Source organism: Mesorhizobium sp. WSM3224 (assembly GCF_000427725.1).
Lineage (GTDB): Bacteria > Pseudomonadota > Alphaproteobacteria > Rhizobiales > Rhizobiaceae > Mesorhizobium.
Genome location: NZ_ATYO01000006.1, coordinates 174,192 through 200,145 on the forward strand (window position 1 = coordinate 174,192; position 25,954 = coordinate 200,145).

At 64.8% G+C, this 25,954-nt stretch carries 21 protein-coding genes and 1 riboswitch; of the genes, 12 read left to right on the forward strand and 9 right to left on the reverse strand.

Annotated features, from left to right (window positions below; all coding sequences use genetic code 11):
- Position 1 precedes the first annotated feature (1 nt).
- The 6 genes from YU3_RS0113135 to YU3_RS0113160 all read left to right on the forward strand — a co-directional run bounded on the left by YU3_RS0113135 (position 2) and on the right by YU3_RS0113160 (position 8,090).
- Positions 2–1,186, forward strand: a complete 1,185-nt coding sequence (locus YU3_RS0113135; protein WP_027166684.1) for an acetyl-CoA C-acetyltransferase — start codon at positions 2–4, stop codon at positions 1,184–1,186.
- Positions 1,187–1,313: 127 nt separating this feature from the next.
- Positions 1,314–2,039: an acetoacetyl-CoA reductase gene (phbB, locus tag YU3_RS0113140; protein WP_027166685.1), complete on the forward strand. Its 726-nt coding sequence runs from the start codon at positions 1,314–1,316 to the stop codon at positions 2,037–2,039.
- Between the two features lie 698 nt (positions 2,040–2,737).
- Positions 2,738–6,193 carry a helicase-related protein gene (locus tag YU3_RS0113145; protein ID WP_027166686.1) on the forward strand — a complete coding sequence of 1,152 codons (3,456 nt, stop codon included), beginning with the start codon at positions 2,738–2,740 and terminating at the stop codon, positions 6,191–6,193.
- 70 nt (positions 6,194–6,263) lie between these two features.
- Positions 6,264–6,650 (forward strand): RNA-binding S4 domain-containing protein, encoded by a 387-nt coding sequence (locus YU3_RS0113150; protein ID WP_027166687.1) that lies wholly within the window; start codon positions 6,264–6,266, stop codon positions 6,648–6,650.
- A 149-nt stretch (positions 6,651–6,799) separates the two neighbouring features.
- The gene (gene fdxA / locus YU3_RS0113155) at positions 6,800–7,138 is read left to right on the forward strand and encodes a ferredoxin FdxA (protein WP_027166688.1); all 339 of its coding nucleotides are present in this window, start codon (positions 6,800–6,802) and stop codon (positions 7,136–7,138) included.
- A gap of 370 nt (positions 7,139–7,508) precedes the next feature.
- A complete protein-coding gene (locus YU3_RS0113160; RefSeq protein WP_027166689.1) occupies positions 7,509–8,090 on the forward strand; it encodes a CarD family transcriptional regulator in 582 nt (193 codons plus the stop codon).
- Between the two features lie 89 nt (positions 8,091–8,179).
- On the opposite strand, the gene YU3_RS0113165 is transcribed toward YU3_RS0113160, so the two are convergent.
- The 3 genes from YU3_RS0113165 to YU3_RS0113175 all read right to left on the reverse strand — a co-directional run bounded on the left by YU3_RS0113165 (position 8,180) and on the right by YU3_RS0113175 (position 10,558).
- Positions 8,180–8,950: an amino acid ABC transporter ATP-binding protein gene (locus YU3_RS0113165; RefSeq protein WP_027166690.1), complete on the reverse strand. Its 771-nt coding sequence runs from the start codon at positions 8,948–8,950 to the stop codon at positions 8,180–8,182.
- Positions 8,947–9,627: an ABC transporter permease subunit gene (locus YU3_RS0113170; RefSeq protein ID WP_027166691.1), complete on the reverse strand. Its 681-nt coding sequence runs from the start codon at positions 9,625–9,627 to the stop codon at positions 8,947–8,949. Before YU3_RS0113170 ends, YU3_RS0113165 begins: the two co-directional genes overlap by 4 nt.
- A gap of 157 nt (positions 9,628–9,784) precedes the next feature.
- Positions 9,785–10,558, reverse strand: coding sequence for an amino acid ABC transporter substrate-binding protein (locus YU3_RS0113175; protein ID WP_027166692.1), 774 nt, complete (start codon positions 10,556–10,558; stop codon positions 9,785–9,787).
- A gap of 304 nt (positions 10,559–10,862) precedes the next feature.
- Between YU3_RS0113175 and YU3_RS0113180 the strand changes: the two genes are divergently transcribed.
- Positions 10,863–11,726 carry an RNA polymerase factor sigma-32 gene (locus tag YU3_RS0113180; RefSeq protein ID WP_027166693.1) on the forward strand — a complete coding sequence of 288 codons (864 nt, stop codon included), beginning with the start codon at positions 10,863–10,865 and terminating at the stop codon, positions 11,724–11,726.
- A 173-nt stretch (positions 11,727–11,899) separates the two neighbouring features.
- The gene (locus YU3_RS36455; RefSeq protein WP_051333930.1) at positions 11,900–13,879 is read left to right on the forward strand and encodes a caspase family protein; all 1,980 of its coding nucleotides are present in this window, start codon (positions 11,900–11,902) and stop codon (positions 13,877–13,879) included.
- Between the two features lie 68 nt (positions 13,880–13,947).
- Here YU3_RS36455 and YU3_RS0113190 read toward each other — a convergent pair whose 3' ends face one another.
- The 4 genes from YU3_RS0113190 to thiB form a co-directional block, all read right to left on the reverse strand.
- Positions 13,948–15,414, reverse strand: a complete 1,467-nt coding sequence (locus YU3_RS0113190; protein ID WP_027166694.1) for a M48 family metalloprotease — start codon at positions 15,412–15,414, stop codon at positions 13,948–13,950.
- Positions 15,415–15,567: 153 nt separating this feature from the next.
- The gene (locus YU3_RS0113195) at positions 15,568–16,353 is read right to left on the reverse strand and encodes an ATP-binding cassette domain-containing protein (RefSeq protein ID WP_027166695.1); all 786 of its coding nucleotides are present in this window, start codon (positions 16,351–16,353) and stop codon (positions 15,568–15,570) included.
- Positions 16,350–17,972: a thiamine/thiamine pyrophosphate ABC transporter permease gene (gene thiP / locus YU3_RS0113200; RefSeq protein WP_027166696.1), complete on the reverse strand. Its 1,623-nt coding sequence runs from the start codon at positions 17,970–17,972 to the stop codon at positions 16,350–16,352. Before thiP ends, YU3_RS0113195 begins: the two co-directional genes overlap by 4 nt.
- A gap of 245 nt (positions 17,973–18,217) precedes the next feature.
- On the reverse strand, positions 18,218–19,228 hold the full coding sequence (gene thiB / locus YU3_RS0113205; protein ID WP_027166697.1) for a thiamine ABC transporter substrate binding subunit: 1,011 nt from the start codon (positions 19,226–19,228) through the stop codon (positions 18,218–18,220).
- A 43-nt stretch (positions 19,229–19,271) separates the two neighbouring features.
- A riboswitch (TPP riboswitch) is annotated at positions 19,272–19,377 on the reverse strand.
- 136 nt (positions 19,378–19,513) lie between these two features.
- On the opposite strand from thiB, the gene YU3_RS0113210 reads away from it, so the two are divergent.
- The 4 genes from YU3_RS0113210 to YU3_RS0113225 are packed head-to-tail and all read left to right on the forward strand — an operon-like array spanning position 19,514 to position 22,571.
- Complete coding sequence (locus YU3_RS0113210; protein WP_027166698.1) at positions 19,514–20,158, forward strand: thiamine diphosphokinase; 645 nt, start codon at positions 19,514–19,516, stop codon at positions 20,156–20,158.
- A 1-nt stretch (position 20,159) separates the two neighbouring features.
- Positions 20,160–21,974: an ABC-F family ATP-binding cassette domain-containing protein gene (locus YU3_RS0113215; protein WP_027166699.1), complete on the forward strand. Its 1,815-nt coding sequence runs from the start codon at positions 20,160–20,162 to the stop codon at positions 21,972–21,974.
- Between the two features lie 55 nt (positions 21,975–22,029).
- Positions 22,030–22,272 (forward strand): type II toxin-antitoxin system CcdA family antitoxin, encoded by a 243-nt coding sequence (locus tag YU3_RS0113220; protein ID WP_027166700.1) that lies wholly within the window; start codon positions 22,030–22,032, stop codon positions 22,270–22,272.
- Entirely contained in the window at positions 22,272–22,571 is a 300-nt protein-coding gene (locus YU3_RS0113225) for a CcdB family protein (RefSeq protein ID WP_027166701.1), read from the forward strand. The genes YU3_RS0113220 and YU3_RS0113225 overlap by 1 nt, the downstream gene beginning before the upstream one ends.
- A gap of 12 nt (positions 22,572–22,583) precedes the next feature.
- Here YU3_RS0113225 and YU3_RS0113230 read toward each other — a convergent pair whose 3' ends face one another.
- On the reverse strand, positions 22,584–24,416 hold the full coding sequence (locus YU3_RS0113230; RefSeq protein WP_027166702.1) for a hypothetical protein: 1,833 nt from the start codon (positions 24,414–24,416) through the stop codon (positions 22,584–22,586).
- Positions 24,417–24,485: 69 nt separating this feature from the next.
- A complete protein-coding gene (locus YU3_RS0113235; protein WP_027166703.1) occupies positions 24,486–25,784 on the reverse strand; it encodes an adenylosuccinate synthase in 1,299 nt (432 codons plus the stop codon).
- Positions 25,785–25,954 lie beyond the last annotated feature (170 nt).

The following is a 25,954-nucleotide window of genomic DNA, read 5'->3' on the forward strand; positions in this document are numbered from 1 at the left end:
AATGTCCGCTTCCAATTCAATCGTCGTCGCCAGCGCCGCCCGCACCGCGGTCGGATCGTTCAACGGCAGCTTCGCCACCACGCCGGCGCATGAGCTCGGCGCCGTCGTCATCAAGGAATTGCTCGCGCGCTCCGACGTCGAGGCTGCGGAAGTCGACGAAGTCATCCTCGGCCAGGTGCTGACCGCCGCGCAAGGCCAGAACCCGGCCCGCCAGGCTTCGATCAATGCCGGCCTACCGAAGGAAACAACGGCCTGGAGCCTCAACCAGGTTTGCGGCTCCGGCCTGCGCGCCATCGCGCTCGGCATGCAGCAGATCGCCACCGGCGACGCCAAGGTGATCATCGCCGGCGGCCAGGAGTCGATGTCGATGTCGCCGCATGCAGAGCACCTGCGCGCCGGCGTCAAGATGGGCGATTACAAGATGATCGACACCATGATCAAGGATGGCCTGTGGGACGCCTTCAACGGCTACCATATGGGCAACACTGCCGAGAACGTCGCCCGCCAGTTCCAGATCACGCGCGAGGACCAGGACGAGTTCGCGCTCGCCTCGCAGAACAAGGCCGAGGCCGCTCAGAAAGCCGGCAAGTTCAGGGACGAGATCGTTGCCTTCACCATCAAGGGCAGGAAGGGCGACACCGTCGTCGACCAGGACGAATATATCCGCCATGGCGCGACGCTTGACGCAATGACCAAGCTGAAACCCGCTTTCGACAAGGACGGCACGGTCACCGCCGCCAACGCCTCCGGCATCAATGACGGCGCCGCCGGCGCGGTGCTGATGACCGAAGCCGAGGCGGCCCGGCGCGGCATTACCCCCCTGGTCCGCATCGCCTCTTGGGCGACCGCCGGCGTCGATCCGGCTATCATGGGCACCGGACCTATTCCCGCCTCGAAGCGGGCGCTGGAGAAAGCCGGCTGGTCGGTCAAGGACCTCGATCTCGTCGAGGCCAACGAGGCCTTCGCCGCGCAGGCCTGCGCCGTCAACAAGGGCATGGGCTGGGATCCCTCGATCGTCAACGTCAATGGCGGCGCTATTGCCATCGGCCATCCGATCGGCGCTTCCGGCGCCCGCGTCTTCAACACGCTGGTCTACGAGATGCGCCGCCGTGGCGCCAAGAAGGGCCTCGCCACGCTGTGCATCGGCGGCGGCATGGGCGTCGCCATGTGCGTCGAGGCGCTGTGAGCTCAGCGAATAGCGAATAGGGAGAGTAGCGAACAGGGAAGAAAAAGCGTCGCACGGCGGGACATCGGATCCCTGCTCGCTATTCGCTACTCCCTATTCGCTCAGACGATTTTAAAGGGAGGACCACATGAGCAAAGTAGCAATCGTCACCGGCGGATCGCGCGGCATCGGCGCCGCGATATCGGTCGCCTTGAAGACCGCCGGCTATTCGGTCGCGGCAAACTATGCCGGCAATGACGAGGCGGCCGCTAAGTTCAAGGCCGAGACCGGCATCCCGGTCTATAAATGGTCCGTCGCCGACTACGAAGCCTGCGCCGCCGGCATCAGGCAGATCGAGGCCGATCTCGGCCCGGTCGCGGTGCTGGTCAACAATGCAGGCATCACCCGCGACGCCATGTTCCACAAGATGACGCCCGCGCAGTGGAAGGAAGTGATCGACACCAACCTCTCCGGCGTCTTCAACATGACGCATCCTCTGTGGAGCGGCATGCGCGACCGCAAGTTCGGCCGCGTCATCACCATTTCCTCGATCAATGGTCAGAAGGGCCAGGCCGGCCAGGTCAACTATTCCGCCGCCAAGGCCGGCGATATCGGCTTCTCCAAGGCGCTGGCGCAGGAGGGGGCCCGGGCCGGCATCACCGTCAACGTGATCTGCCCCGGTTATATCGCCACCGAAATGGTCAAGGCGATCGACGAGAAGGTGCTCAACGAGCGCATCATCCCGCAGATCCCGGTCGGCCGCCTCGGCGAACCGGAAGAGATTGCACGCTGCGTCGTCTTCCTGGCTTCCGACGAGGCCGGCTTCATCACCGGCTCGACCATCAGCGCCAATGGCGGCCAGTACTTCGTCTGACACCGATTGTGACCGCAGGCGGCTCCAAGACCAGAGCCGTCTGCTCTAGCGCCGACAAGGTCGGCGCGACACCTTGCCCCAATTCGGCACGCAAAGGTTAACAGCCCGGGCCACGCCTGTGCAAAACCCACTCACAAGCTGTGAATTCTCGGTGGGCAAGCTGTGGATAACACCATATCTAGGGGTGAACAAAACGGGAAAATCGGTAGAACGCTGATTCGTCGCCGATTCGTTCTGGCTTTGGCCGGGAAGTTAACGGCGGAGGGCGCAAACGTCACCGAATTCGTTAAAAGCGATTAAGAAAAGTCAATAGTTTCATAATGTTGCCAGGCCGGCCGGTCCCGGTCGCGACCGTTTGCCGGCAAAGGTTAACGGGGACTCGCCCGCGGCAGGGCCGAAGCATGAATCGGGCCAGTTCCATGATTCAGCATGTGGTGAGACTCACCGTCAAAAAATCCACATGTAGCCGTGAACAAAACCTGAATCCGCGCGAGTCTGTGATTCGTCGCCGATTCGTTCCAGACTCGTTCCAGCCGTTAACAACAGCCGATTTTGACCCTCCCCGATCGGGCTCGTCTGTCCCCGAAGGAACATTCCGCTTTCGCTTGGCGCTCTAAATCCCTATGTGTCGGCTGTCACACGCGGCAGTGCCGCCGCGCCTCCGACCAAAAGCGGCAGAAAAACTCATTTCCGAGCCGATGAATATCCAGCCGAAACACTCCCAGCCACTGATCCTTTCGGGCCGCGACGTGACGGCCGTGCTGGGCCCCACCAACACCGGCAAGACCCACCTCGCCATCGAGCGCATGGTCGCGCATGAGACCGGCGTCATCGGCCTGCCGCTCAGGCTGCTCGCCCGCGAGGTCTATGCCCGTGTCTGCGAGAAAGTGGGCGCCCACAAGGTGGCGCTGATCACCGGCGAGGAGAAGATCGTCCCGGCCGGCGCGAGATATTCGGTGTGCACGGTCGAAGCGATGCCGCGCGAGACCGATGCCGCCTTCGTCGCCATCGACGAGGTGCAGCTCGCCGGCGATCTCGAACGCGGCCACATCTTCACCGACCGCATCCTGCATCTGCGCGGCCGCCAGGAGACGCTGCTGCTGGGCGCGGCCACCATGCATGGCATCCTGCAGCGCCTCTTGAAGGGCGTATCGGTGGTGACGCGGCCACGGCTGTCGCATCTTGCCTATGCGGGTTCCAAGAAGCTCACCCGGCTGCCGCGGCGCACGGCGATCGTCGCTTTCTCCGCCGACGAGGTCTATGCCATAGCCGAGCTGATCCGCCGCCAGCAAGGTGGCGCGGCCGTCGTGCTCGGCGCGCTCTCGCCGCGCACCCGCAACGCCCAGGTGGCGCTGTTCCAGTCCGGCGACGTCGATTATCTCATCGCCACCGACGCCATCGGCATGGGGCTGAACCTCGACCTCGACCATGTCGCCTTCGCCCAGAACCGCAAATTCGATGGCTATCAATACCGCAACCTGACCGCGGCCGAGCTGGGCCAGATCGCCGGCCGTGCCGGCAGGCATCTGCGCGACGGCACATTCGGTGTCACCGGCCAGGTCGATCCGCTCGACGAGGACCTGGTCGGGAAGATCGAGGGGCACGAGTTCGATCCGGTGAAGGTGCTGCAATGGCGCACCGCCGATTTCGATTTTTCCAGCCTCGATGCGCTGAAGCGCTCGATCGAGACCAATGCGCCCGTCGAGGGGCTGACCCGCGCGCTGCCGGCTGTCGACGCCCAGGCGCTGGAGCAGCTGTCGCGCGATGGCGACATCCGCGCGCTCGCCTCCGGCAAGCAGCGCGTCGCGCTGCTCTGGGAGGCCTGTGCCTTGCCCGACTACCGCAAGATCGCGCCGGCCCAGCATGCCGACCTCATCGCCTCTATCTATATGGACCTTGCGCGCCATGGCCATGTCGATGAGAATTACATGGCCGAGCAGGTGCGGCGCGCCGACACGACGGAAGGCGATATCGACACGCTGTCGCACCGGATCGCGCAGATCCGCACCTGGACTTTCGTCTCCAACCGCCCCGGCTGGCTGGCCGATCAGCTACACTGGCAGGAAAAGACGCGCGAAATCGAAGACAGATTGTCGGATGCGCTGCATGAGCGGTTGACGAAACGCTTCGTAGACCGCAGGACTTCCGTCCTCATGCGGCGCCTTAGAGAAAATACCATGCCTGAAGCCGAAATCAGCCCAACCGGAACCGTCCTCGTCGAAGGCCATCATGTCGGCGAGTTGCAGGGGTTCCGCTTCACCGCCGACCAAAGCGCCGGCGGCGAGGATGCCAAGGCGGTGCGCACTGCCGCCCAGAAGGCGCTCGCGGCCGAGTTCGACGCGCGCGCCGAACGCTTTGCCGCCTGCGCCAATGGCGACCTTGCTTTGGGCTCCGACGGCGTCCTGCGCTGGATCGGCGCGCCAATCGGCACGCTGGTCGGCGGCGACGAGGCGCTGAAGCCGCGCCTGGTCCTGCTTGCCGACGAGCAGCTGACCGGCCCTGCCCGCGAAAAGGTCGCCGCGCGCGCCGAACGTTTCGTCAATTTCCAGATCGAAACGCTGCTGAAGCCGCTGGTCGATTTGAAGAATGCCGACCAGCTTACCGGCATCGCGCGCGGCATCGCCTTCCAACTGGTCGAGCATTTCGGCCTGATCAACCGCCGCGACATCGCGGAGGAGATGAAGTCGCTCGACCAGGAGGGCCGCGCTGCGCTGCGCCGCCTCGGCGTGCGTTTCGGCGCCTATCATGTCTTCGTGCCGGCGCTGATCAAGCCGGCGCCGGCCGGCCTGGTGACGCTGCTCTGGGCGCTGAAGAACGACGGCAAGGACAAGCCCGGCTTCGGTGACGTTGTCCACGCGCTGGCGTCGGGCCGCACCTCGGTGGTCATCGACCCCGCCTTCGACAAGAGTTTCTACAAGCTCGCCGGCTATCGCAATCTCGGCCGTCGCGCGGTGCGCGTCGATATCCTGGAACGGCTTGCCGACCTCATCCGCCCGGCGACCAATTGGAAGCCCGGCCTCGGCCAGCGTCCGGACGGCGCCTATGACGGCCACGCCTTCATGGTGACGCCGCCGATGATGTCGATCCTCGGCGCCACCGCCGACGATATGGAAGAGATCCTCAAGGGTCTCGGCTACCGCTCCGAGGCAAAGCCGGCTGCCGAGATAAAGGCGAAGCTCGACGCGCTGGACGACGCCGCCCGCGAGACCGCCGCCGCGAAGTTCGCCGCGGAAGAAGCGGCCCGCGCCGCGCAGGCCAAGGCCGCGGAAGCTGCGGCAACGGACGCGGTTGCGGAAGTTCCCGTCGAAGGTTCGGAGCCGGCTGCCGCTGTCGCCGCCGAAGCTCCTGCGGAAGCCGTCTCGGAAGTGGCCGCGGAACCTGTCGCGGGAGAGCCGGCGGACGCTCTGGCCGAGGTCACGCAAGAGGCTCATCCTGTGGAGGATGCTCATCCTGCAGAGGATACTGCAGCGGCGCTTGAATCGGCCGAACCCGCCGAAGCTCCTACCTCCCCCTCGATGGCGGAGGTCGCGGCGCAAAGCGACGTGGGTGACGATGCCGACGATGCGGGTAGTGCCGATGGCGACGGCGCTCCCCTCGCTCCGGCGCTGCGGGCCGACCCTCCCCACGAGGGGGAGGGTGAAGGAAGCGAAGCCGCCGCCGGCGAAACCCCGGCCGAGGCTGAAGAGCCGAAGCCTGTCCTTCTGTGGCGTCAGGCGCGTTTCGACCATCAGCGCCCGCGCCACCGTCACGACAACCGTCGCGACAATCGCCCACGCGGCGGCCAGCCCGCTCGCGAGGACCAGGCAGGTGCCGCAAGCGCCCAGCCGGGCGATCGTCCGGCCAATGAAGGCCGCCGCGAGCAGCGCGACGGCGCCGGCAAGCCGCGCTTCGACCGCTCGAAGTTCAAGCCGAGGCCGGAGACGGGCGACCGGCGCGAGGGCGGCGAACGGCGCGAAGGCAGGCCGCAGGGCGAACGCCCAGATCGCCGCGACGGACGGCCCGACTGGAAGGGCAACAGGCAGGACGGCAAGGGCAGCGCTCCGGGCGGCAAGCCCGCCTTCCAGGGCAAGCCGCGCGAGGAACGCCCGCAGCGCTTCGATCCGGATTCGCCCTTCGCCAAGCTCGCCGCCTTGCGCGACCAGCTGAAGAAATAGGCTAGAGCATGATCCCGAAAAGTGGGAACCGGTTTTCGGATAAGATCATGCTCCAACAAAGCTAGCCCCGATGGTTGGAGAAGGCCGCCAGCGCGTCGACAAATGGCTGTTCTTCTCGCGCGCGGTGAAATCGCGGTCCTTGGCGGCAAAGGTCGTCGTTGCCGGGCGCGTCCGCATCAATCGCGACAAAGCAGCGCAGGCCTCGGATCTGGTCAAGCCCGGCGACGTGCTGACCATCACGCTGGAGCGCCGCATCCTGGTCTGGAAAGTGCTGAATTGCGGCACGAGGCGTGGCCCGGCTGACGAGGCGCGCCTGCTTTACGAAGACATGTCGCCGGCGCCGACACCCAAAGGCGAGGCCGTTCCAGACGCCATTCCGGCGCTGCGCGAGGCCGGCAGCGGCCGCCCGACCAAGCGCGAGCGCCGGCAGACCGACCGGCTGCTTGGCGACGACTGAAGAGACGACCGGACCACGTCGCGGCAGGCGACCCGGAATTCTGTTCCGCAACGCCGGCTCATGCAGCAAGTCCTGCCCTTGCAAGCAGGGGTCAAAGGCGTTACCTCACCTTCAAAAGCCCCGCAGAAAGGGACTTCCCGGAGCCTGCAATGACCTATGTCGTGACCGACAATTGCATCAAATGCAAATACATGGACTGCATCGAGGTCTGTCCGGTCGACTGTTTCTACGAAGGCGAGAACATGCTCGTCATCCATCCCGACGAGTGCATCGACTGCGGCGTCTGCGAGCCTGAATGCCCGGCCGACGCGATCAAGCCGGACACTGAGGGCGGCCTCGACAAATGGTTGCAGGTCAACGCCGAATACGCCGACAAATGGCCCAATATCACCGCCAAGAAAGAGCCGCCGGCGGACGCCAAGACCTTCGACGGCGAGACCGGGAAGTTCGAGAAATATTTCTCGGCCGAGCCAGGCGAAGGCGATTGATGCAGGCGCCGGCAACGCCGGCATGACGCGACGTAACGGGGCCGATACAATCGCTGTCTTGACAGGCAGCGACCCCGCTTGGCGTTAGCGAATGCAGCAAAACCTTGATTCTTCCGACTTTTTGTGTTACATCAACCAAACATGCCGGTGACACGACGTCGATTTATGGCGCTAACGCCCCAAATCACTGAAAGGTGAGCTTCTCAATCCGGACCAGAGCAATCTGGGGCAGGCGGTCGCATTCGTGCGGTTTGCCGTCTCGGCTTTTTCCGGTGGGTTCATCTGTTGTGCGGCTAACGGTCGGTAGCCCGACCGCGCGATTTTAGCCGGCGCCGCCATGCCGGCGCTACAACAAGGAGTTCAGGGCGTAATGGCAACGATCACCCCGCAGAAGAAGTCCACCGCGGCCCGCCACGGGTTCAAGACCGGCGAGTTCATCGTCTACCCGGCGCATGGCGTAGGCCAGATTGTGGCCATCGATGAGCAGGAAGTAGCGGGTCACAAGCTGGAACTGTTCGTCATCGATTTCCAGAAGGACAAGATGCGGCTTAAGGTTCCGGTCGCCAAGGCGACCTCGATCGGCATGCGCAAGCTGTCGGAAGAGGATTATGTCGAGCGTGCGCTGAAGGTCGTGCAGGGCCGCGCCCGCATCAAGCGCACCATGTGGTCGCGCCGCGCCCAGGAATATGATGCCAAGATCAATTCCGGCGACCTGATCTCGATCTCGGAAGTGGTGCGTGACCTCTATCGCGCCGACAACCAGCCGGAGCAGTCTTATTCCGAGCGTCAGCTCTATGAAGCCGCGCTCGACCGCATGGCCCGCGAGATCGCCGCCGTGAACCGCATGTCGGAGACCGAGGCGGTGCGCCTCATCGAGGTCAACCTCAACAAGGGTCCGAAGCGCGGCGCCAAGGCCGACAACGAGGAAGCCGAGCAGGAAGAAGCTGCCTGAATTTCTCGTACTGACTGAATGCGAAAAACCCGGCCTGGCGCCGGGTTTTTTGTTGCGAGCAATATTGCAAAAGTCAGCGCTTCTCATCCTCAGCCGCCCCCTTCCTTCTGCGCCTCTTCCTGCCGCAGCGACGCGATGAAGCGCTTGGTCCGCTCGCGCTCGGGGCTATCGAACACCACAGAAGCCGGGCCCTTCTCGACGACGACACCAGCATCGAGGAACACCACTTCCTGCGCGATCTTGGAAGCGAGCCGCAGGTCGTGCGTGGCCATCACCATGGTCGTGCCCTCGCGCGCAAGCTGGGCGAGCACATCCACCACTTCCTGCGCCAGTTCCGGATCGAGCGCCGAGGTCGGCTCGTCGCAAAGCAGCACGCGCGGCGATGGCGCCAGCGCCCGGGCGATCGCCACGCGCTGCTGCTGGCCGCCTGACAGCGTCGCCGGCCACGCATCGGCCTTGTGCGTCATGCCGACCTTTTCGAGCAGCGCCATCGCCCGCTCGCGCGCCTTTGGCTCAGCCCATTTCAGCACCGTCACCAGCCCTTCCATGACGTTCTCGATCGCCGTGCGATGCGGGAACAGTTGAAAGTTCTGGAACACCATGCCGGTCTGCAGGCGGATGCGCTGGATGTCCTTTGCCGACACCTTTCCGCCCGGATGGAATGCAATCGTCTCCTCGCCGATGCGCAAGGAACCGGAAGTCGGGATCTCCAGGAGGTTGACGCAGCGCAGCAGCGTGCTTTTGCCGCCGCCGGAAGGGCCGACCAGCGCCGTCACGCTGCCCTCGTCGAGGCTGACGGTGACGCCTTTCAGCACCAGATTGTCGCCGAAGCGCTTTTCGATGTTGGTGAGGCCGATCATGCGTTGGCCTCCAAGAACCCGCCATAGCGGTTGAGCCGCACCTCCAGCCGCGCCTGCAACGCCGACAGCACCGAGCTCAACGCGAGATAGAGCGCCGCCGCCTCCACATAGAGGATCAGCGGCTCGTAGGTGGTGGCGACGATGCGCTGCGCGGCCTGGAACATCTCCGGCACCGTGATCGCGGCCGCCAGCGACGTGTCCTTGACCAGCGAGATGAAGGTGTTGGAGAGCGGCGGCACCGCGACGCGGCCTGCTTGCGGAAGGATCGTGCGCCGCATCGCCTGGCTCCAGGTCATGCCTATCGAATAGGAAGCCTCCCATTGCCCCTTCGGCACCGAGCCGATGACGGCGCGGATGATCTCCGAGGTGTAGGCGCCGATGTTCAGCGTGAAGCCGATCAGCGCGGCGGGAAAGGCGTCGAGCAGGATGCCGACCGACGGCAGTCCGTAGAAGATCAGGAAGAGCTGCACCAGCAGCGGCGTGCCGCGAAAAATCCAGACATAGAAGCGCACCAGCGCGACCAGCGGCTTCGGGCCGAACAGCCTGATCAGCGCCGTGACCAGTCCGGCGATGAGCCCCAGCGCGAAGGACAAGAGCGTCAGCGGCACGGTGAAGATCAGCGCCGCCCATAACAGCGTCGGCAACGATTCCAGCATCAATTGCAGCCAGTGCGGCACGGAGCGCTTCTCCTTTCCGGATACGGCGGCACCTTCCCCCGTACGGAATGACTATCATGCAAAAAATGGCGGACCGTCAAAGACGGCCCCGATATCATGCAAAAATGGCGGACCGTCAAAGACGGCCCGCCGGTTTTCGAGCGAGAGGACGACTGCCTTAGTTCGAAACGTCCTGGCCGAAATACTTGTCGGCGATCTTCTTGTAGGTGCCGTCGGCCTTGATGTCGGCCAGCGCCTTGTTGATCGCCGCGACCAGTTCCGGATCGCCCTTGCGCACGATGACGCCGGAATAGTCGGCGTTCTCTTCCTGCGCGGCGATCTTCACATTGGCGTCCGGCTTGTGCTTCTTGAAGTCGAGGAAGGACAGGCTGTCGTTGATGGTGGCGTCGGCGCGGCCGGTGAGCAGAAGCTGGATCGACTGGTCGAAGCCGTCGGTGCCGACCAGTTCTGCGCCGTTCTTCTCGGCGAGCTTGCCGAAATTCGAGGTCAGCGACTGCGCCGACTTCTTGCCCTTGAGATCGGCGAAGGTCTTGATGTCGGTGTTGTCGCCGCGCACGATCAGCACCGCCTTCGAGGCAATGTAGGGATCGGAGAAATCATACTTGGCCTTACGGGCATCGGTGATGCCGACCTCGTTGATGACGGCGTCGTAGCGGTTGGCGTCGAGGCCGGCGATCAGGCCGTCCCACTTGCCTTCGAGGAACTGCACCTTGACGCCGAGCTTGTCGGCGATGGCCTTGGCGATCTCGACGTCGAAGCCGACCAGCGCGTTGGATTCGTCATGATAGGTGAAGGGCGCATAGGTGCCTTCGGTGCCGACCTTGAGCACGCCAGCCTGCTTGATCTGGTCGAGATTGGCGCCGGCATGGCTGGCGGTGACCGCCAAAACCTGCAGCGTTGCGCCGATAAGCAGCGATGTAAGCCATTTCATTTTTCTGTGATCCCGTTTTGACCGGTGTCCCGGCTCGATTGTGCGAGCCGGAAACTGACAGATAGAAGCCTGCGAAATAAGGAACCAGATTTCAAATATCGGCTCTACCAGAAATCTGATTCTCAAAATCACGCGACGATTCGCCAAGCGGCATTTCCGGGCGAATAACAAAATGTTCCCGCCGGCAACATTGCCCCCTCGGGCGGCGGAACCATCGATGCGCCTGACACGTTGCATGGCTGTTGTAGGGCGCGGCGGTGTCTTTTCAACCGCCATAAACGAACCACCGCCAAAAGGAGCCGGCATGATCGAGGACGCGGCAGGACGGACACTGGTCCGGGCGGCAATGAGGGCTCCCTATCTCGAGCGCGACGAGGAACATGTCCTCGCCCTGCGCTGGAAGGAAGAGAACGACCAGCACGCGCTGCACAGGATCACCGTCGCCCATATGCGCCTGGTCATCTCCATGGCTTCGAAATTCCGCCACTACGGCCTCCCGCTCGGCGATTTGATCCAGGAAGGCCATGTCGGCCTGCTTGAGGCGGCGGCCCGTTTCGAGCCCGCGCGCGAAGTCCGCTTTTCGACCTACGCCACCTGGTGGATCCGCGCCTCGATGCAGGATTACATCCTGCGCAACTGGTCGATCGTGCGCGGCGGCACCAGTTCGGCGCAGAAGGCGCTGTTCTTCAATTTGCGGCGTTTGCGCGCCCGCCTCGCCAATGGCGCCGAGCCGCTCTCCAATGCCTCGCTCTACCGCGAGGTCTCGGTTGCCCTCGGCGTGCCGGAGGCCGACGTGGCGATGATGGATTCGCGCCTATCCTCTCCCGACAGCTCGCTCAACGCGCCTTTGGCCGACGAGAACGGCGCCGCCGAGCGGATGGATTTCCTGGTCTCTGAAGACCCGCTCCCCGACGAGATCGTCGGCGAAAGGATCGATGTCCAGCGTCGGGCCGTCTGGCTGAAAAGCGCGCTCGGCGCGCTCAACGCCCGCGAGCTTCGCATCATCGAGGAGCGCAGATTGAGCGATGACGGCGCCACGCTGGAATCGCTTGGCGAGCAGCTCGGCATCTCCAAGGAGCGCGTCCGCCAGATCGAGGCCCGCGCCATGGAGAAGCTGAAGCTGGCGCTGGTGAAGCAGAACCCGGAATTTCTGGCCGAAGCCGCCTGAGAGATAGTGCAACCACCAGGGGATCGTTAGTTCAGATATTTATTAAATATCAATATACTGCCATTGAGGCAGGTCTTACTTCCCATGCCTATCAACTGTGAATTCTTTAACAGACCATCGCAGTGCAATCGTTCTTGTTGAAGCCTCCAGATCAAACGGATGGGGGATTTGCCATGCTGCGACGCTGCGTGCTCCTTGCGGCCTTGATCCTCATGGGTCTCACGACACTCGAGGCGCATGCCGATCGAAGGGTTGCCCTTGTCATCGGCAATTCCGAATACCGCGAAATCCCGGCGCTCAAGAACCCGGACAAGGATGCCGAGGACGTGTCGAAGACATTCCGGCTGGCCGGCTTCCAGGTGTTCGCCGCCAAGGACCTGACCAAGCTTCAGTTCGAAGAGCAGTTCCGCAACTATCTGGCGGCGGCGGATGGCGCCGACCTCGCGGTCGTCTACTATTCCGGTCACGGCTTTCAGATCGGTGGCGAGAACTTCCTGATTCCGGTCGATGCGTCGCTCAAGGATGCGGCCGACATGGAAGTCCAGGCCATCAAGGTCAATGACATACTGCGGCAGCTGCGCTCGAAATCGAAGATCCAGGTGGTCATCCTCGACGCCTGCCGCAACAATCCTTTTCCGCGAAAGGACTACTGGCTGCGCGACCAGTTGATCGTCGCCGGTGGCACCGGCCTGGCGCAGGTAACAGGTTCGCAGAACACGCTGATTGCCTTTGCCACCGAGCCGGGCGCGGTTGCCTATGACGGATCCGGCGACCTAAGCCCGTTCTCGTCATCCTTCTCGCGCCGCGCGCTGGCGCCGAACCAGGAGATACGCTCGATCATGGCGGCCGTCCGCCGTGACGTGGTCAAGGCTACCGACGGCAAGCAGGTTCCGTGGGAAAACTCCTCGCTGATCGACGATGTCGTGCTGATGCGCGGGGCCGGGCAACCGGCGCTGCCGCCGCTCAATGAGGAGCAAAACCAGCAGGCGGCGGAGCGCGGAATCCAGGTCGTCGCCGCCGCCGAAGCGATTGGAAATCGCGACATCCGCGTCCCGGTCGGCGTCGGCCCGGTTCCGCTGAGACTGGACTTTCCGGCCAAGGATGCCTCGATCGGCCTCAAGCTTGCGAGCTACCCGGCGACCGGAACGCTCTCCTTGCCGGATCGCGTCCTGTCGCCGCAATCGAGCCTGATGGCCGCCGAGGTCGACAATCTGCGCTACGAGCCGCAGATCGGTTCGGCCGCTCCCGTCGACGTCGGCTTCCAGATCCGCGTGGGCAACGCCGTGAAGCAGGCGACGATGACACTGTCGCCGAACGTCGACCCCTGCGACCAGGCCGCCGGCGAGCCGCTCGACCTGCAGGGCGTCGTCCCAGGCCGCTTGCCGAACGAGATCGGCGGTGGAGCCGTCGAGGCCTGCAAGGCGGCGGTGAAGGCCTACCCCGACATTGCGCGCTTCCGTTACGAGCTGGGCCGGGCGTTGCTGGCGTCGGGCACGATCGATGAAGCCAGGCAGGCGATCCAGCAAGCTGCGGACAAAGGACATATCCGCGCCCTGTTCGCGCTCGGCTCCATCGCCTCGTCCGGAATGGGAACGGCTGTCGATACGGCGAAAGCGAACGACCTCTATTCGAAAGCATCCGACAAGGGAGACCCCTACGCCATGGCCGCCTGGGGGCGCGCTTTGTTCAATGGGCTCGGCGTCCAGCGCGATTCCGGCAAGGGATTGGACCTGCTGCTCCAGGCGGCGGCGATGGGGCACATCGATGCCATGAAGGACCTTGCGGTGATCTTCAAGGAAGGCCGCAATGGCGTGCCCGCCGACCCGGCCCGCGCCCTGGCCTTCCTCAAAGCCGGCATGGAACGACAAGATATGTATTCGATGAGCCTTCTGGGCCTTCCCTTGCGCAAGACCGTGGCAGTCGCGTCGTGCAAGGTCCCGCCGAAAATCATCACAAAGGTAAAGGTGATCCGCATACCCGCACCGAAGGCGAAGGCCCCGAAGCCCCCTGTGACGTCAATCCCAAGGGGCGCCAAGCCAGGGCAGGGCGGCCGGGCGTCTTGGCGCGGCAATGGCGGCGATCATTCCGATCCGCCCGGCAACAACACCGGCAAAAACACCGGCGACGGCATCGGTGGCAGCACCGACTTCTGATGACGGCGGCGACGAAAGCCTGGGATCCAAGCGCCGGCCCAGGTTGCGGCCGCAGGCGGCCTGACAGCCTACCTGTCGGTGACGATCTTGACCTTGTCGCCGGTCGACACCGTCGCGCCCGGCGACATCGCGTTGAGCACCCGGAAGAGATCGAGCTTGCGGTCGACGCCGACCATCTGCGCGGCGAGCGAGCCCATGGTCTGGCCGGCCTGAACGGTGACGACGCGGATATGCAGCGGCTTCAGCGCCGCCTTCTCGGCCGGGCTCAGCACGCGGAAGGAACCGCTGACCGAGCGCGCGACCGGGTCCAGCGCGGTGCTGGCCGAGGGCGCGGCAGTCAGCAGCCTGTAAACCTGCCCGCCGGCGCGGATCACCGCGATGTCGAACTGCCAGCCTTGCGCGCTGGCATGCGCCGTCGCCGCCTCGTTGCCATTGACCATGTCCTGGCGCACGCTGGCATCTTCCAGCCCGGCCACCCAGCCGCTGCGGATATAGTCCGTGAGCGACACCGACTTGTCGATCGCCACGCCGTCGAAGCGGATGGCGATGTCGCCAGGCCCGGTCGCGGTGACCGCAGCCGCCGAATTGTCGATAACGAACCCCTCCGGCACCGTGAAGGAGACGCCCAGATTGGGATGCATGAAGGTCTGGCCGCGCACATAGCCTTCTTCCGGCGTGTCGCCGTAAAGCAGGCCGTCGATGCCGGCCAGAAATGCGTCGCGGTCGCGCGTGCCGACGCCGGGCGGGCCGAAATTGCGCGCAAGGCGCTGCGCCAGGTCGATGCGCTGGGGCGTATTGGGGTGCGTTGCCAGGAAGTCGAGGCTGGCGTCGGTGGCGCCGCTGACCGAGCGGAAATCGGTATAGGCCGACATCGACTGCAGGAAGCGGCCGGCGGCATAGGGATCGTAACCTGCCTCGCCGATCGACTTGATGCCGATGGCGTCGGCCTGCAGTTCCTGGTTGCGCGAGAATTGCGCGAGCCTCAGCTTGCCGCGGATCAGCGCCGCCTTGGCGGTCGGGCTGTCGCCGAGCACGTCTGACACCACCTTGGTCGCGAGGCCTTCCTCGGCCTCGAGCTGCTGGCGCTGCAGCCCATGATTCGCCGTGACGTGGCCCATCTCATGCGCGATGACTGCGGCGAGTTCGGAGGAATCATTAGCCAGCGCCAGCAGGCCGCGTGTCACATAAAGATAGCCGCCCGGCAGAGCGAAGGCGTTGACGTTGGGCGAATTGAGGATGGTGATGCGATAGGTCTGGGTCGGATTGGCCGAAACCACCGTCAGATTGCCGACGACCTTGGCCACCATGCGTTCGAGCCTGGGGTCGGAATACTCGCCGCCATAGGTGGCCAGGATGCGCGGATGCTGCGCCTTCGCCATTTCGGCGAGCTTGGCGTTGGCGGCGACATTGTCGACGGTGATCGGCTTGTCGGAAGGCTGGAAGCCGCTCTCCTGCACGTCCGGCGGCGTGAACATCTGGCAGCTGGCCAGCAAGGCAACGCTCGCCAGCGCGAAGAATCGTGCAAGCGGCCTCATCCACACTTTCTGAGCGCCGGTCGACAGATCGGCTTCCTTTCGAAATCTTTCGGCAAATCACTGTCCCGCCGGACCAGCATGGCTGGACCTAGCCATACTCCCCCGGACAAGGCAAGCAAACGCCGGATCGCCCATTGCCGGTTTGGCCGTAAATTATGTCCGCTTCCGGGCAATATGTTGTGATCCGGCAACGGTGCCGCCTCGATCGCCGATATAGCGCCTGAACCCATCCGGTCCAGATCGATCGAAGAAATCATCCGCCGGCCCGATTGCCGCGATTGCGCCTTCGTCGAGGAATGCGACGTCCTGGCCGATGCGGTGCGCATCTTCGGGCTGATGCGTAACGAACAGGACCGTCATTTTGCGCTCGGCATGGATGCCTGCCACAAGGTCGAGCATGTCGTCGCGCAGCGCCGGGCCGAGCGACGCGAAAGCTTCGTCGAGCAGCAAAACCGGCCGGTCGCGCAGCAGCACTCTCGCCAGCGCCACGCGCTGCCGCTCGCCGCCGGAAAGCTCGCGCGGCAGCCGCTTTTCCTTGCCCGCAAGGCCGACCCGCGCCAGCGCCTCGGCGACCGCGGCGCGATCGGCATCGCCGAGCCTGAGCGACGGCGAGCGGCCGAGCCCGACATTGGCCTCGACCGCAAGATGCGCAAAAAGGTTGTTTTCCTGGAACACCATCGACACCGGCCGCGCCGAAGGCGGCGCGTTGCCGAGATCGATGCCGCCGATCAGCACCTTGCCTGTGTAGGGCGCTTCGAAGCCGGCTATCAGATTGAGCAGCGTCGATTTGCCGGAGCCGCTCGGCCCCATGATGGCGGTGATCCTGCCGGCCGCGAATTCGGCGTCGAAGCGGAAGGAGGCCTCGCCATAGCCGAACGAGACGCCATCCAGCGCAACAGCGAGGCCCTTTTGCCCGGCAGTGCCGTTGATGGTCGTCATGACCTTCCTTCCTGCCCAAGCCAGTCGGCAGCAACCACCAGCATCAGGCAGACGAGGCCGAGCAGCAAGGCAAGCCCAGCCGCGTCGGCTGTCCGGTAGCTGCCCATGCGCGCGAGCAGCAGGTAGGGCAAGGTCTGCACGGAATCGCTGCCGAACAGCGCGATCACGCCGAGGTCGCCGAGCGACAGCGCCATGGCGAAGGCAAAGCCGGTAGCTAAAGGGCGCCTGAGCGACGGCCAGTCGATCAGGCGCAGCCGGGTCCAGCCGGATATGCCGAGCGCCAGGCAAAGCCGCTCATGGCGTTCGCTGGCCGCGTCATAGGCAGGGCGAATGGCGCGGATGGCGAAGGGCATCGCCATCACCGCGTTGACGGCGACGACCATGATCGGCGCGATGGCAAAGACATCGGTGACGTTGCGCAGGGCCAGGAACCAGCCGGCGCCAAGCACGATCGGCGGCACGACGAGCACGAAGCCGGCGCCGGTGTCGGTGGCATGTTCGAGCAGGCGCATGGCGCCGCCTGTCCGGCGCCGCAGGGCCAATGCGCGCCGCGCCGCAATCAGCGCCAGCGACAGCGCTACGCCGAGCAGCGCCGCGAGGAAGGCGAGGCCCGCGCTGGTGACGGTGGCGCGGCGCACTGCCTCTTCACCCGCCAACCGGCCGAGATCGGCCCCCAGGCCTGAAAGCACGGTCGCCGCCATCGGTCCGGCGACGAACAGCAGCGCAAGCGCGATGAGGCCCGCGTTCAGCACGCTTTCCAACCGGCCCGCCGAAAGATAGCGGCGCGGCGCCACCGGCAGATTGGCGTCACCGATCGTGTTGGCGCCAAGCCGCGTGAGCACGATGACCACGACGAAGGTCAGGGCGATCTGCAGCAGCGTCAGCACCACGGCGCGCGCGGGATCGAAATCGAAGCGCAGCGCCTGGTAGATGGCGACCTCCAGCGTCGTCGCGGCCGGCCCGCCGCCCAGCGTCAGCACGATGGTGAAGGACGTGATGCAGAGCATGAAGACCAGCCCGGCAACCCCCGGCATGGCCGCGCGCAGCACCGGCCATTCGATCAGCCGGAAGGCTGGCCGGGCACCCATGCCAAGCTGGCTCGCCAGCCGCCACTGGTCGACGGGAATGGTGCCCAGCGCCTCGAGGAAGAGACGCGTGGCCAAGGGCAGGTTGAAGAAGACATGGGCGACAAGGATGCCGGAGAGGCCGTAGATCCCCGGCCACTCTGAGCCGCCAAGCTCGGCGAAGACGCCGGCAAAGTACCCGGCCCGTCCATAGAGCGCCAGGATGCCGAGCGCGGCGACGATGGCCGGCAATGCCAGCGGCACGGTGAAAAGCTGCAGGATAAGGCGACGGCCGGCAAAAGCCGGATGCCTCGACAAAGCGCGCGCCACCAGCAGCGCGGGCGCGACCGACAGCAGCGTCGACAGCAGCGCCTGCCACAGCGTGAAGCGGGCGACGCGCAAGAGATAGCTGTCGAAGGCGGCGGCAGCGCCGGAGAGATCATGCGTGCCTTCGACGGCGAGGCCAGCGAAAGCGCCGCCGATCAGCACGGCGACGGCCGCAAGGGCGATGACGCCGGCGGTGATGCGGGAATCGCTGGGATGGGGCGCTGGCATTTCGCCCTATCCAAACAGAGCGGATGGCTCGGATAGAGCAGAAACATTATCCGCGTCGAGTTCCCGCCCACCCCCCTCTGGCCTGCCGGCCATCTCCCCCGCAAGGGGGGAGATTAGCAGCTTCGATCGCCGCCCCACTCTTGCAGCGTTGGAGATTGGCGAAAGCGGTCGAGCGCTTGATCTCCCCCCTTGCGGGGGAGATGGCCGGCAGGCCAGAGGGGGGTGTTCAAGCGCCATCCTGGAACCTACTTGCTCATCACCGCCAGCCACTCATCCACCCAGGCCTTGCGGTTGGCCGCGACCTCTTGCGGGCTGAACAGCAAGGTCTTGGTGGGCTTCACCAGCTTGTCGAAGGCCGGGTTGAGCGGCTTGTCGGTCTTGCCGGCCGGGAACATCCAGTTGGTTTCCGGAATAACGTCCTGGAATTTCGGCCCAGTCATGAAGGCGATGAACTTTTGCGCCAGCGGGTTCTTCGCGCCGGTCGTGGTGATGCCTGCGACCTCGATCTGCAGGTACTCGCCCTCTTCGAAGGACGCAGCCTGATAGCGCTCGGTGTTCTCGGCCACCATGTGGTAGGCCGGCGAGGTGGTGTAGGACAGCACCATCGGCGCCTCGCCCTTGGTGAACAGCCCATAGGCCTCGCTCCAGCCTGGCGTCACCGTCAGCACTTTCGGCTTGAGCTTGGCCCAGGCTTCCGGCGCCTTGTCGCCATAGACCGACTTCACCCACAGGAGCAGGCCGAGGCCGGGCGTCGAGGTGCGCGGATCCTGGATGACGATCTTGTCCGTGCCGGCGCCCTCGACCAGGTCCTTCAGGCTCTTCGGCGGCGTCTTCAGCTTCTGCGTGTCATAGACGACCGCGAAATAGCCGTAGTCGAAGGGCACGAAAGTGTCGTCGCTCCAGCCGCCGGGCACATTGATGCCGGACACGTCGCCGTGCGGCGCAAACAGACCGCTCGCCTTGGCATCGGCGGTCAGATTGGTGTCGAGGCCGAGCACGACATCGGCCTTGGTGCCGGCGCCCTCAAGCTTGACGCGGTTGAGCAAGGCGACGCCGTCGGCGACCGAGACGAATTCGAGATCGCAGCCGCATTCGGCCTCGAACTCTTTCTTGATGGCCGGTCCGGGACCCCAGTCGGCGGTGAAGCTTTCATAGGTATAGACGGTGAGCTTGTCCTTTGCAGCGGCAGGCGCAACGCCTGCCAGAAGCGAAACAAGACCGGTTGCGAGAATGAGATGGGACAGCATCGCGCGCATCGGCGCCTCCTTCGTTCGAGTGACAAGGAATTGAGGCGCCGGATGGTCCGAAACGTCTAATCCCTCCGCCGGTACAAACCGGATCAGGTTCAGCGGGTTGGCTTGGTTGCCTCTCAGCCGGATCATGTCCGGCACCCCGTTAGAGCGTCTCGACAGATAGGCTGCGTCGAAGCGGCGCGCAAGCGGAAGTTTGTCGGGCAGCTAATGTTCGGGCGGGACCTTGGACGCAACGTGCGGCGCTGCCTGGCTTCCGTTTCGCCCGGCGGGCTGGTAAGGGCGACGGCCATGGGCACATTCACCATCCTGCTTGGCGGCGACCTCATCCGCACGCCCCGGCTCGAACGCCAGATCGAAGCTTCGCGCGTCATCGCCGCCGATGCCGGCATCGGCCATGCCCGCATGCTTGGCCTGGTACCGGAGCTCTGGGTCGGCGATTTCGACTCGGTGCCGGCGAACCTGCCAAAGGATCTGGCCGCCGTGCCGCGAAAAGTCTTTCCGGCCGAGAAGGACATGACCGATGGCGAGCTCGCTGTCGCGGAAGCGCTTCAGCGCGGCGCCACCAGCCTGGTGCTGGCCGGCGCCTTCGGCGGCAGGCGCGCCGACCATGCCTTCCTGCATCTGACGCTAGCCCTGCGCTTGGCTGCCGCCGGCACGCCGGTGCTGCTGACCAGCGGCGCACAAGAGGGCGTTCCCGTCCTGCCTGGCAAGGCCAGCTTCGACTATGACGGCGGTACTCTGTTTTCGGTGCTCGGCTTCTCCGACCTGTCCGGCCTGACGGTTACCGGCGCCAAATGGCCGCTCGACCGCGTCGAGGTGGCGTTCGGCTCCTCGCTCACTATATCAAACGAGGTCGAAGGGCAGCTTGGCGTCGCGCTGGAGCGCGGCCGGGCGCTGCTTCTGGCCCACCCCTATCCTCTTCCAGAAAGTTGACATGGCGCCGCCACTCCTCAATCTCGACGGCATTAAACTGACCTTCGGCGGCACCCCGCTGCTCGATGGCGCGGCGCTCAGCGCGTCCGCCGGCGAGAAGATCGCGCTGGTCGGCCGCAACGGCTCGGGCAAGTCGACGCTTCTCAAGATCGCCGCAGGCATGATCGAGCCACAGGACGGCGAGGTGTTCCGCCAGCCATCAGCCACGGTGCGCTATCTGCCGCAGATGCCGGACATGGATGGCTTCGCGACCGTCCGCGCCTATGTCGAAGCCGGCCTCGGCCCGGCCGACGATCCGCATCGCGCCACCTATCTGATGGAGCATCTCGGCCTCACCGGCGAGGAGCGGCCGAACGACCTTTCCGGCGGCGAGGCGCGCCGCGCGGCGCTTGCCAGGGTCATGGCGCCGGAGCCCGACATCGTTCTGCTCGACGAACCGACCAACCATCTCGACCTTTCTGTGATCGAATGGTTGGAAGAAGAGCTTGCTCGCACCTCGTCGGCGGTGATCCTGATCTCGCACGACCGCCGCTTTCTCGAACGCGTCACGCGGGGCACCGTCTGGCTGGACCGCGGCCAGACGCGGCGGCTCGACAAGGGCTTCGCGCATTTCGAGGAATGGCGCGACCAGGTGCTGGAAGAGGAAGAGCGCGAGCAACACAAGCTCGGCCGCCAGATCGTGCGCGAGGAGCACTGGCTGCGCTATGGCGTGACCGCAAGGCGCAAGCGCAACATGCGCCGCCTCGGCGAGTTGCAATCCATGCGTCAGCGCTTCCGCGGCCATCGCGGCGCCGAAGGCACGGCGACCATGGTGGCGAGCGATGCCGCCGAATCCGGCAAGCTGGTGATCGAGGCGAAAAACATCGAGAAGAGCTTTGGCGACCTCACCGTGGTCAAGGGCTTCTCGACCCGCATCCAGCGTGGCGACCGCGTCGGCCTGGTCGGACCGAACGGCGCCGGCAAGACAACGCTGTTGAAAATGCTGACCGGCGAGATGAAGCCCGATGCCGGCTCGATCCGGCTCGGCACCAATCTGGAAATCGCCACGCTCGACCAGAAGCGCGAAGCGGTTGATCCGACCGAGACGCTGGCGCACTACCTCACCGACGGACGCGGCGAGAACCTCGTCGTCAATGGCGAACAGCGACATGTTGTCTCCTACATGAAGGACTTCCTGTTCAAGCCGGAGCAGGCGCGCACGCCGGTGCGCGAGCTTTCCGGCGGCGAGCGGGCGCGGCTGCTGCTGGCCCGCGTGCTGGCAAGGCCCGCCAACCTCCTGGTGCTCGACGAGCCGACCAACGATCTCGACATGGAGACGCTGGAGCTGCTGCAGGAACTGGTCGCGGGCTTTGCCGGGACGGTGATCCTGGTCAGCCACGACCGCGACTTCCTCGATCGCACCGTCACCAGCGTGATCGCGCCGGACGGCGCCGGACGCTGGATCGAATATGCCGGTGGCTATTCCGACATGCTGGCGCAACGCGGCGGCACCAGGCTGGAGGACCGCAAGGCGCGGCCGAAGGTTGAGACGGGCGAGGCTGCGCCGAAAGCCGAACAAGCCGCGGCGAAGGGTCCGGCGAAGAAGCTCTCGTTCAAGCAGAAATTCGCGCTGGACACCTTGCCGAAGAAGATCGAGGCGGTGACGGCCTCGATCTCGCGGCTGGAGAACAACATCGCCGACCCCTCTTTCTACGAGCGCGACCCGGCCTCGTTCCAGAAGACCATAGCCGCGCTCGACAAGGAGCGAACGACGCTCGGCGCGCTCGAGGAAGAGTGGCTGGAGCTGGAGATGTTGCGGGAGGAGATGGAGGGTTAGAACCCTTGCCTGCATGCGTTTATGCGCCTATTGTATGCGCATAAAGGACGCGGTCATGCTTCAATCAAATGGAAAATCGCAACGCAAATCGGTCAACACTTCGATTGATTCCAGATTGATCGAGGAGGCCAAAGCGCTGGGCATCAACATGTCCCGTGCCGCCGAGCAAGGGATCGCGAAAGCGATTTCCGCCGAAAAGACGCGGCGCTGGCAGGAAGAGAACAAGGCGGCGCTCGAAAGCTCCAACGAATACGTTAAGCGCAACGGTCTGCCTTTGGCCAAATACCGGCTGTTTTGATGGCCCGTTACGATTTCTACCGGATCGCAAGAAGCGACGGTTATCTTCTCGATGTCCAGTCCGACCTGCTGGAACACCTGGATACCAAAGTGGTCGTTCCGCTTTTGCCGCCCAACATGGCACCGTTGCCTGCTCGCAGGCTGAACCCGGTCTTCAGGATCGATGGAGAGGACCATGTGATGGTCACTCAATTCATATCAGCTTTGACGGCTTCTGAACTGCAAGCGGCGGAAGGAAATCTTTCCAGGCACCACGACGACATCGTCGCGGCGCTCGACATGCTCTTTCAAGGCTTTTGAGACGCCCTTACCTCAGCCCGACGTCTTCGTAGCCCACGCCTTCAGCGCCTCATCGAACACCTTCTCGCCCGGAATACCCTTTTCCATGGTGAGCAGCGCGCGGCGTCCGGTCTTGTAGACCACCGGCACGTCGATCCAGTCCTGGCCCCTGAGCAGCGTCAGGTTGGTGTCCTCGTCGGCCTTGGTGTCGTTGAGCGCAACGAGGAAGAAGCCGTCGGCGATCTTGGCCGGGATGCCGATCAGCGGACTGCCGGCGTCCTGCTCGGAGCCCTTCATGGCGATGCGCAGGATGTTGTCGACACCGCCGCCGTCGAACCCTTCCGGCGTCAGGAAGATCATCTCGATGATGTGGCTGGCCGGCAGGGTCTGGTCGGTGTTGCGCCGGATCGTCATGCGCAGCTGGACATTCTTGCCGGGGATCGTCGCCTCGGCGCGGATCGCCGGCTCCGGCGGCAGGTCGCCGCCAGGCGATTCCTGCACCAGCGACCAGACGATGTTGCCGGGTTCGGCAGTGCCCTGCTGGGTGCTGGTGCGCTCCTCATAGAAGATCGCCTTCTGCCCGACCGGCACGGTAGCCTCAGCCGTCGCCGGCGCGGGCGGTGTCGTGCCTGCGGCCGGCGGCGTTGCCGCCGGCGCGGGCGGCGTGGCGCCAGCCGCGGGCGGCGTTGCCGCATCAGCCGCTGGCGGTGTGGTTCCGGCCGCCGGCGAAGGCGGATTGGCCGCGTCGGCCGCCGGCGCCGGCGGCGTTGCTGCCGCGGCAGGCGTCTCAGGCGTTTGCGTGGCGGGAGCAGGCGGAGTGCCGGTCGTCGCGGGCGCCGTTGCCGGCGCAGCCGGCGGCCGCGAGGTCAGCGCCGCGACGGATTCGCCTTCGCCGATAGTGGCCTGCCCGGCGGCCGGGCCGGGATCGATCTCCTTGCCCTCTTGGGTCAGGCGCTGCGTGAACTTGGCCGTATCGGCAGGCTCGCTGGTGCCGGCGGAGGGCGGCGCCGCCGCCGTCTCGGTCGCCGGCTTGGCCGGAACCGGCTTGACCAGCGGCTCCGTCGAGACCGTCTTGCTGCCGCTGCCGCCAAGGCCGAAGAGCGAGCCGAACGCGTTCTTGTTGAGCCATATGCCATAACCGCCGCCGGCCAGCACCAGCAGCGCGATGACGGCGGCGATAAGGCCGCCATAGCTTCGCTTGCGCCGCTGCGGCTGATGCCGCAGGCGCTGGAAGGTATCGGCCGCCGGCTGCTCGTCATTGGCGAAGACGTCGCTGCCGTCGTCGGCATCGGCATCATCCGCGAGGCCGACATCGTCTTCGCGCGGCGACGGAATCGGCGGTGGCGCCGCCTTCTGCCAGGCAGGCTCCGCCTTTGGCGCAGCCTGCCAATTTGGCTCGGTCCTTGCCGTGCTTTGCCAGGCCGGCTCAGCCTTCGTAGGGTTTTGCGGCGCGGGTCCTGTCTTCGGCGCGCTTTGCCAGCTCGGTTCAGTCCTGGCGGGCGCCGGGGCCGGCCTGAACGGTTCGGATTTGAACGGATCCGGCTTGGCAGGCTCTGGCGCCGCCGGCTGGCGGGCATGGTTCGGCTGGTTCTTGTTGCGATCGATGGAGGAGAAAATATGCTCCAGCTCCGCCAGCGGATCCTCGGCCGGAACGCGTTTGACATATTCGCGCTCGACGCTGGAAATGGCGTCTTCCAGCGAGCGCTTCTGCTTGCTGACGACATCGGGCGCAAGCGGCGGGGAATAGTCGGCGAGCTTCTTCGCCAGCACCACGCGGGCACCGTCGTATATCTGCTTGCGCAGCTCGAACGAAGGTTCGCCCTTCTTATCAAGCTGCTTTTTCAGAACACTAACGAAATCTGCCATGCGTCAGGTAACCTGCATTCTTTTCCCGCCGGGCGCAAATCAGCCGTAGCGCCGGGAAGGGCTGTGAAACTAGTCTTGAAACGGGTCGGTCACAAGTATTGTGTCGTCCCGTTCGGGGCTGGTGGAGAGCAGCGCCACCGGGGCGCCGATCAGCTCCTCGATATGGCGGACATATTTGACGGCTTGCGCCGGCAAATCGTTCCAGCTTCTGGCGCCGGCCGTGGTTCCCTTCCAGCCTTCGAGCGTCTCGTAGATGGGCTCGACCCGCGCTTGCGCGCCCTGGCTGGCCGGCAGGTAATCGATCGTTTCGCCGTCGAGCCTGTAGCCCGTGCAGACCTTGATCTCGTCCAGCCCGTCGAGCACGTCGAGCTTGGTGAGGGCGATGCCCTTGATGCCGTTGACGGCGACGGCCTGGCGCACCAGCACGGCATCGAACCAGCCGCAGCGGCGCTTGCGGCCCGTGACGACGCCGAATTCATGGCCGCGCGTGCCGAGGAACTCGCCGATCTCGTTCTTCTGTTCGGTCGGGAACGGCCCCTCGCCGACGCGCGTCGTATAGGCCTTGGTGATGCCGAGCACATAGCCGATGACGCCGGGGCCCACGCCCGAACCGGCGGCCGCCTGCCCGGCCACGGTGTTGGACGAGGTGACGAAGGGATAGGTGCCGTGGTCGATGTCGAGCAGCGTGCCCTGCGCGCCCTCGAACAGGATGCGCTCGCCGGCGCGGCGCTTGTCGTCGAGCACTTTCCAGACACGGTCCATGTAAGGCAGGATTTCGGCGGCCACCGAGGTCAGTTCCTGCATGATCGCCTCATGCGTCGCTTCCGCATGGCCAAGCCCGCGGCGCAGCGCATTGTGGTGCGTCAGCAGCCGGTCGACCTTCAAGGGGAGCGTTTCCAGATCCGCCAAATCCATCACCCGCACCGCGCGCCGGCCCACCTTGTCCTCATAGGCGGGGCCGATGCCGCGGCGTGTCGTGCCAATCTTGGTTCCGGAATTCGAGGCGGCGTCTTCGCGGTACCCGTCCAGTTCCCGGTGCAGCGACAGGATAAGGGCGGTGTTTTCGGCTATTTTCAGGCGTTCCGGCGTGACCTTAACGCCCTGTTCCTTGAGCTTCTTGACTTCGGCGACGAAGGCATGCGGATCGAACACCACGCCATTGCCGATGATCGAAAGCTTGCCTTCCCGCACCACGCCGGAGGGCAGCAGCGACAGCTTGTAGACCTTGCCGTCGACGACCAGCGTATGGCCGGCATTGTGGCCGCCCTGGAAGCGCACGACCACATCGGCCCGTTCCGACAGCCAGTCGACGATCTTGCCTTTGCCTTCGTCGCCCCATTGCGAGCCGACGACCACCACATTGGCCATGTTCTTTTCCCTTGAAATGCCGCGTGGGCGGCCTGAAACGACAGGCCTCTATAGCGTCAAGCGCCGGCGCGCGCGACCCTTTCTTTGCCGCTGAAATCCGAACAATCCGCAACGAGCATCATCCTGTCCAGGCACAACAAAAACCGGCTTTCGCATCATTTACTTGCCGC

Excerpts from the sequence above, each read along its gene's own strand:
- YU3_RS0113135 (WP_027166684.1), top strand. The coding sequence starts at position 2 with ATGTCCGCTTCCAATTCAATCGTCGTCGCCAGCGCCGCCCGCACCGCG.
- phbB (WP_027166685.1), top strand. The coding sequence starts at position 1,314 with ATGAGCAAAGTAGCAATCGTCACCGGCGGATCGCGCGGCATCGGCGCC.
- YU3_RS0113145 (WP_027166686.1), top strand. The coding sequence starts at position 2,738 with ATGAATATCCAGCCGAAACACTCCCAGCCACTGATCCTTTCGGGCCGC.
- YU3_RS0113150 (WP_027166687.1), top strand. The coding sequence starts at position 6,264 with ATGGTTGGAGAAGGCCGCCAGCGCGTCGACAAATGGCTGTTCTTCTCG.
- fdxA (WP_027166688.1), top strand. The coding sequence starts at position 6,800 with ATGACCTATGTCGTGACCGACAATTGCATCAAATGCAAATACATGGAC.
- YU3_RS0113160 (WP_027166689.1), top strand. The coding sequence starts at position 7,509 with ATGGCAACGATCACCCCGCAGAAGAAGTCCACCGCGGCCCGCCACGGG.
- YU3_RS0113165 (WP_027166690.1), bottom strand. The coding sequence starts at position 8,950 with ATGATCGGCCTCACCAACATCGAAAAGCGCTTCGGCGACAATCTGGTG.
- YU3_RS0113175 (WP_027166692.1), bottom strand. The coding sequence starts at position 10,558 with ATGAAATGGCTTACATCGCTGCTTATCGGCGCAACGCTGCAGGTTTTG.
- YU3_RS0113180 (WP_027166693.1), top strand. The coding sequence starts at position 10,863 with ATGATCGAGGACGCGGCAGGACGGACACTGGTCCGGGCGGCAATGAGG.
- YU3_RS36455 (WP_051333930.1), top strand. The coding sequence starts at position 11,900 with ATGCTGCGACGCTGCGTGCTCCTTGCGGCCTTGATCCTCATGGGTCTC.
- YU3_RS0113190 (WP_027166694.1), bottom strand. The coding sequence starts at position 15,414 with ATGAGGCCGCTTGCACGATTCTTCGCGCTGGCGAGCGTTGCCTTGCTG.
- YU3_RS0113195 (WP_027166695.1), bottom strand. The coding sequence starts at position 16,353 with ATGACGACCATCAACGGCACTGCCGGGCAAAAGGGCCTCGCTGTTGCG.
- thiP (WP_027166696.1), bottom strand. The coding sequence starts at position 17,972 with ATGCCAGCGCCCCATCCCAGCGATTCCCGCATCACCGCCGGCGTCATC.
- thiB (WP_027166697.1), bottom strand. The coding sequence starts at position 19,228 with ATGCGCGCGATGCTGTCCCATCTCATTCTCGCAACCGGTCTTGTTTCG.
- YU3_RS0113210 (WP_027166698.1), top strand. The coding sequence starts at position 19,514 with ATGGGCACATTCACCATCCTGCTTGGCGGCGACCTCATCCGCACGCCC.
- YU3_RS0113215 (WP_027166699.1), top strand. The coding sequence starts at position 20,160 with ATGGCGCCGCCACTCCTCAATCTCGACGGCATTAAACTGACCTTCGGC.
- YU3_RS0113220 (WP_027166700.1), top strand. The coding sequence starts at position 22,030 with ATGCTTCAATCAAATGGAAAATCGCAACGCAAATCGGTCAACACTTCG.
- YU3_RS0113225 (WP_027166701.1), top strand. The coding sequence starts at position 22,272 with ATGGCCCGTTACGATTTCTACCGGATCGCAAGAAGCGACGGTTATCTT.
- YU3_RS0113230 (WP_027166702.1), bottom strand. The coding sequence starts at position 24,416 with ATGGCAGATTTCGTTAGTGTTCTGAAAAAGCAGCTTGATAAGAAGGGC.
- YU3_RS0113235 (WP_027166703.1), bottom strand. The coding sequence starts at position 25,784 with ATGGCCAATGTGGTGGTCGTCGGCTCGCAATGGGGCGACGAAGGCAAA.